Here is a 5801-nt window from a genome sequence, read left to right as displayed (position 1 = left end):
GGCGGCGGTTCGCCCCCCCGGCCACCGCGTTGGCGGCAAAACGGATCGAAGCGGTGTCGGCGTTTCGTTCCACCAGTTCCTGTGGCACCACCGTGTCGCAATCGGCGGGCATGCAGGCGCCCGTCATCACGCGCACGCACTGGTTCGCCGCCACGGGGCCCGCGAACGGATGGCCGGCGAGCGCCTTGCCGGCGACCGTCAATTCCACGGCCGCCGTGCCGTTTTGCACACTGCCGGCGAGCGCCGCGCGATTGAACGCGTAGCCGTCCATCGCGGAGTTGTCGTGCGCGGGGACATCGATTGGCGACACGATGTCGGTGGCGAGTACCCGGTCGAGCGCATCGCGCAACGCGACGCGCTCGACGGCCGCGACCGGCGTCGCCCACTGCCGGACAATCGCCTGAGCGGCCGGAACGGGTAGCGCCTGAGGATCGTACTGCGCGACGCAGCGGGACAAGTCGTTGAGCGTGGTCATGAAGGGCTGGGCGTCGCGACCGGAGACGGGCGTGGCTATGGCCGCGCGGCCAAACGGGATGTCAGCCGGGGCCTCGATTACGTTCGAGGTCGGCGAGTTCTTGCAACGAGTTGGCATTGTAAAACGGTCGCTCGTCGGTAAAGACGACTTCGACCGTCTTGTGGCGTGCGTACCACGCGCGGACCTTGCGTTCGCCGGCGGCCAGAAACGCCGTCAGGTCGTCCGCGAGGGCGGTGCGCATCAGCGCAAAGACGGGGTGCAGCGACCTGTCACCGCGGGGGGCGACGGTCGCGACGGTGGCGAGGTCGGCCCGGTCAGCGTCGAGCGCGTGTGCAAGGCGCGCAGCGAGGTCCGCGGGAAACCATGGCGAGTCGCACGGAGCGCTGAGCAGATACGCGGTGCCGGCGGCGCGTAGACCGGCGAGTATGCCCGCGAGCGGCCCTGCGAAGTCAGGCAGCGAGTCGGCGACGACGGTCGCGCGATAGGGTGCGCCGAGCGCGGCGTAGATGTCGGGATGGCGATTGGCGCTGATCAGCAGCGCGCCGGTTTGCGGCGCGAGGCGCTTCATTACGTGCGCGGCGAGCGGCTCGCCGTGCAGCGGTTGCAGCCCCTTGTCGACGCCGCCCATGCGTGTGCCGCGGCCGCCCGCGAGCACAAGGCCGGTGATCTGTTCACGCGTGGTTTGCATGCGCCGGCCGCTCAACCGCCGATGTAGGACATTTCGACCCGGCGTCCGGCGGGCTCGCCCGGATCGGCAGGCTGGTTGCCCCGCAATTGAGAATAGCGGTCGCTGCGGCCCTGCCAGATTTCGGCGATAGCGGTAGCGATTTCCGCCTGGCTGGCGCCGCCGCGCAGCAGCGCGCGCAGATCGTGGCCGGTGGATGCGAACAGGCACAGGTACAGCTTGCCTTCGGTCGATAGACGCGCGCGCGTGCAATTACCGCAGAACGCGCGCGTGACGCTCGAAATCACGCCGATCTCGCCACCACCGTCGACGTAGCCCCAGCGCTGCGCGGTCTCGGCCACGCTATGCGCTTCTAGCGGAGCCACGGGGAAATGCGCCGCGATGCGCGCCACGACATCGGCGGACGGCAGCACCTCGGTCATGTTCCAGCCGTTCGACGTGCCGACGTCCATGTATTCGATAAAGCGCAGCACCGCCCCCGAGCCTTTGAAATGACGCGCCATCGGCACGATTTCGCTGTCGTTGGTGCCGCGTTTGACGACCATGTTCACCTTGACCGGCGCGAGGCCGACCGCATGCGCGGCGGCAATGCCGTCGAGTACGTCGGCGACCGCGAAGTCGGCGTCGTTCATGCGGCGAAACAGAGCGTCGTCGAGCGCATCGAGGCTGACCGTCACCCGGGTCAGCCCCGCGTCCTTCAGGCTTTGCGCCTTGCGCGCGAGCAGCGAACCATTGGTGGTCAGCGTGAGATCGAGCGGGCGCCCCGCCGGTGTCGTCAGCCGCGACAGGCGTTCGATCAGGAATTCGAGGTTCTTGCGCAGTAGCGGTTCGCCGCCGGTCAGGCGGATTTTCTCGACGCCATGCGCGAGGAACAGCTGCGCGAGCCGTTCGATCTCCTCGAAGCTCAGCAGCGCGCTGTGCGGCAGGAACGCATAGTCCTTGTCGAATACCGCCCGTGGCATGCAGTACACGCAGCGGAAGTTGCAGCGGTCCGTCACCGAGATGCGCAGATCGCGTAGTGGACGCGCCAGCGCATCGTGCAGCGCGCCGCTAGGCGTCTGCGTCGGGCCGGCGATGACCGGCGCCGTGCTGAGGTCGGCAACAGGGATGATGCGTCGGGACATGAAGTGCTTCGTCGGATGCGTGAACAGACAGCGGATGATTCATTTTAACGGAAATGCCAGCGGCGGCAGACGCGTTGCGGGCGCTGTCGGGGTATACGGGGGGCGGCGATGTCGCCGCCGCTGCGGGGGGCAGGTCGGCCCGCACGAGCGCGGAAACGAAAAAGCCCGCCGGGAGGGCGGGCTTTTTACTCGTAACGACGCGGCTTACTGCGGATGCTTGATCGTTTCGACCTGTTGCATCGGCGCGCTGTCGGCCGGCGGCAGCGGCTTGCGCTCACGGACGCGGCGCGGCGGCTTGACCGTCTGTACCGCCGCTTCCTGTGCCGCGCGCAGCTTGTCTGCGTCGGTATTCACCCAGATCAGGCCAGCCTGTTCAAGGATTGGCTTCAGCGCGTCCGCCGATGCTGTGCCGCCCGCGGCGGCTGGCGGTGCATCGTGCGGGGCTTGCGGGGCCGGAGTCGCGACTGTCGCCGAAGCGGGCTCGACCGCCACCGGTTCCGCCGTGGTGGCCGGCTGCGGCTCGACGATCTCGGCTTGCGACGCCGGCTCAACTGCGGGTGCAGCAATGACCGTGGCCGGAGCCGCGGTTTCGAGCGGCGTCGCAGGGGTTTGCACTTGAGCCTGGATGGCCGGCTGGACTTCGACCGGCCGCGCAACCGCAGGCGCTTCCGTAGGCGTGAGCGCTTCAGCCAGCGAAACCGTCTCGCTTGCGGCCGGCGCCGCCGGGGTCGCGACAGGTGCTTGTACCGGTGCGTGCGGTGCCGGCTCTGCAGCCACGGCTTCGGTCACAGCCGGTTCGACGGTGACCGGTTCGGCAGCAGCCGGTTCAATAGCAGCACGGGCTACCGGAGCCTGCTCGGCCGGCACGACCGTTTCGGTCTTCGCAGCGATCTCGGCAGCCAGAGCCGGGGTTTCGGCTACCGCGTGCAACTCGGTCACGACGACGGTCTCGGTCGCGACAGCGGCGACCACCACTTCGACCGGCGTCACATCCTTCGCTTCGCTGCGCTCAGCGTGGCGTTCGACCGGTTGGGCGGCGCGCAGCGGCGCTTCGTCATTCGCGGTAGCGCCATTACCTTCGGCTTCCGCGACGTCTGCTGCGAGGTTGCCGTTCACGTCCTCTTCGCGCTCGCGACGACCGCCGCGGCGGCCGCGGCGGCGGCGGCGGCGCTCTTCGCCGTCACGCGCGACCGCTTCCTGATCGGCCGGTACGCCGTTCTCGCCAATAGCAGCCTGGTTGCGTGCCAGTTCGTCGTCGGCTTGCGGGTCGGTTTGCGTCAGCGCAGCGGCGGTCTCTGCCTGCGGCTTGCGACGTTCACCGCGTTCGCCACGTTCACGGCGCTCGCCGCGTTCCTGAAGCTCGGCGCGTGGGGTGCCTTCGGCGGCTTCCGCGCGCTCGGCGCCACGGCTGTCGCGCTCACGGCCTTCGCGAGCTTCACGCGGTTCACGGGCCTCGCGAGCTTCGCGCGGCTCACGGCCTTCACGTGCCTCGCGCGGCTCACGATTACCACGCGGCTCGCGGGCTTCGCGCGGCTCACGGCTTTCGCGTTCCTCGCGACGCTGCGACGGCTGCTGGCCTGATGCCTGACGACCGGCCGCGACGCCTTCGCCGCGCGCTGCCCCTTCGCGGCTGCCCGCGCCGCCACGGCGGTTGCGGTTGCGATCGCCGTTACGCTCGCCGGTGCGCTCGCCGCGCTCGGTACGTTCACCGCGTTGCGCGCGAGCGGGCTTTTCGGTCGCGGCCGGCGCGGCCGGCGCCGGAGCAGCCGGCTGCATGCCGAACAGATTCTTCAGCCAGCCGATAAAGCCGCCGCCTGCGGGCGTGACCGCGACGGGAACCGGTGCGGCCACCGGGCGAACCGGCGCGCTCGGCGCCGGCTTCTCTGGCGTGATCCCCTTGACCGCCGCTTCCTGCTTCGGCTTCACTTCCTCGGTGCGCTTGCTGTAGCCGGTTTCCGATTCCAGCTCGCGGGCTGATTCCTCGGCCATCTTCCACGATGCGCGCGGCTCGTCGAGGCGCGCATCGTCGTGACGCAGACGTTCGAGCTTGTAGTGCGGCGTGTCGAGGTGCTTGTTCGGGATCAGTACGACATTGACCTTGAAACGCGACTCGATCTTGTTGATTTCGGCACGCTTCTCGTTCAACAGGAAGGCGGTCACTTCGACCGGCACCTGGCAATGGATCGCCGCGGTATTTTCCTTCATCGCTTCTTCCTGAATGATCCGCAGCACTTGCAGCGCGGACGATTCGGTATCGCGGATATGGCCCGTGCCGTTGCAGCGCGGGCAGGTCACGTGGCTGCCTTCCGACAGCGCCGGGCGCAGACGCTGGCGCGACAGCTCCATCAGGCCGAAGCGCGAGATCTTGCCCATCTGCACACGTGCGCGGTCGTGCTTGAGCGCGTCTTTCAGGCGCTGCTCGACTTCGCGCTGGCTCTTGGCCGACTCCATGTCGATGAAGTCGATCACGATCAGGCCGCCCAGGTCGCGCAGGCGCAGCTGGCGAGCGACTTCGTCGGCTGCTTCGAGGTTGGTGCGCGCGGCGGTTTCCTCGATGTCCGCACCCTTGGTCGAGCGCGCCGAGTTGACGTCGATCGCGACGAGCGCCTCGGTGTGGTCGATCACGATCGCGCCACCCGACGGCAGCGGCACCGTACGCGAGTACGCGGTCTCGATCTGGTGCTCGATCTGGAAGCGCGAGAAGAGCGGCACGTCGTCGTGATACCGCTTCACCTTGCCGACATTGTCCGGCATCACGATATCCATGAAGGCGCGCGCCTGGTCATGGATCTCGGTGGTGTCGATCAGGATTTCGCCGATATCGGGCTGGAAGTAGTCGCGGATCGCGCGGATCACGAGGCTCGATTCGAGATAAATCAGCATCGGCTGACCGTTCGCGCCGCTCTGCGACGCGGCTTCGATCGCGCGCCACAGCTGCATCAGGTAGTTCAGGTCCCACTGCAGTTCTTCGGCGCTGCGGCCGATGCCAGCCGTGCGCGCGATGATGCTCATGCCTTCCGGCAGTTGCAGCTGCGCCATGGTTTCGCGCAGTTCCTGACGGTCGTCGCCTTCGATCCGGCGCGACACGCCGCCGCCGCGCGGGTTGTTCGGCATCAGCACCAGATAGCGGCCGGCGAGCGAGATGAACGTGGTCAGGGCCGCGCCCTTGTTGCCGCGCTCCTCTTTTTCGACCTGAACGATGAGTTCCTGACCTTCCTTGAGCGCGTCCTGGATGCGTGCGGAACGCATGTCGACGCTGTCACGGAAGTATTGGCGGGCGACTTCCTTGAACGGCAGAAAGCCGTGGCGGTCTTCGCCGTAGTTGACGAAGCAGGCTTCGAGCGATGGCTCGATGCGGGTGATGATGCCTTTGTAAATATTGCCTTTGCGCTGTTCGCGCCCGGCGGTTTCGATGTCGATATCGATGAGTTTTTGCCCATCGACGATGGCGACGCGCAGTTCTTCCTGCTGCGTCGCGTTGAACAACATTCGTTTCATTGAACGGCTCCAGAGCGGC

The 5801-nt window shown here is 67.6% G+C and carries 3 protein-coding genes and 1 pseudogene; all 4 read right to left on the bottom strand.

Features of this window, described 5'->3' with window-relative positions:
- Positions 1 to 475 (bottom strand): annotated as a pseudogene (locus VGH68_RS10290) (molybdopterin molybdenumtransferase MoeA); the annotation flags it as partial.
- 61 nt (positions 476 to 536) lie between these two features.
- The gene (gene mobA, locus VGH68_RS10285) at positions 537 to 1163 is read right to left on the bottom strand and encodes a molybdenum cofactor guanylyltransferase MobA (RefSeq protein WP_331603492.1); all 627 of its coding nucleotides are present in this window, start codon (positions 1161 to 1163) and stop codon (positions 537 to 539) included.
- 11 nt (positions 1164 to 1174) lie between these two features.
- Positions 1175 to 2284 carry a GTP 3',8-cyclase MoaA gene (gene moaA, locus VGH68_RS10280; RefSeq protein WP_331603491.1) on the bottom strand — a complete coding sequence of 370 codons (1110 nt, stop codon included), beginning with the start codon at positions 2282 to 2284 and terminating at the stop codon, positions 1175 to 1177.
- A gap of 204 nt (positions 2285 to 2488) precedes the next feature.
- Positions 2489 to 5782, bottom strand: coding sequence for an Rne/Rng family ribonuclease (locus tag VGH68_RS10275; RefSeq protein ID WP_331603490.1), 3294 nt, complete (start codon positions 5780 to 5782; stop codon positions 2489 to 2491).
- Positions 5783 to 5801 lie beyond the last annotated feature (19 nt).

It is taken from the genome of Paraburkholderia sp. (assembly GCF_036488505.1).
In the GTDB taxonomy this organism is placed as follows: Bacteria; Pseudomonadota; Gammaproteobacteria; order Burkholderiales; family Burkholderiaceae; genus Paraburkholderia.
The sequence above is the reverse complement of the archived record's forward strand: the minus strand, read 5'-3'. Positions and strand labels throughout refer to the sequence as shown.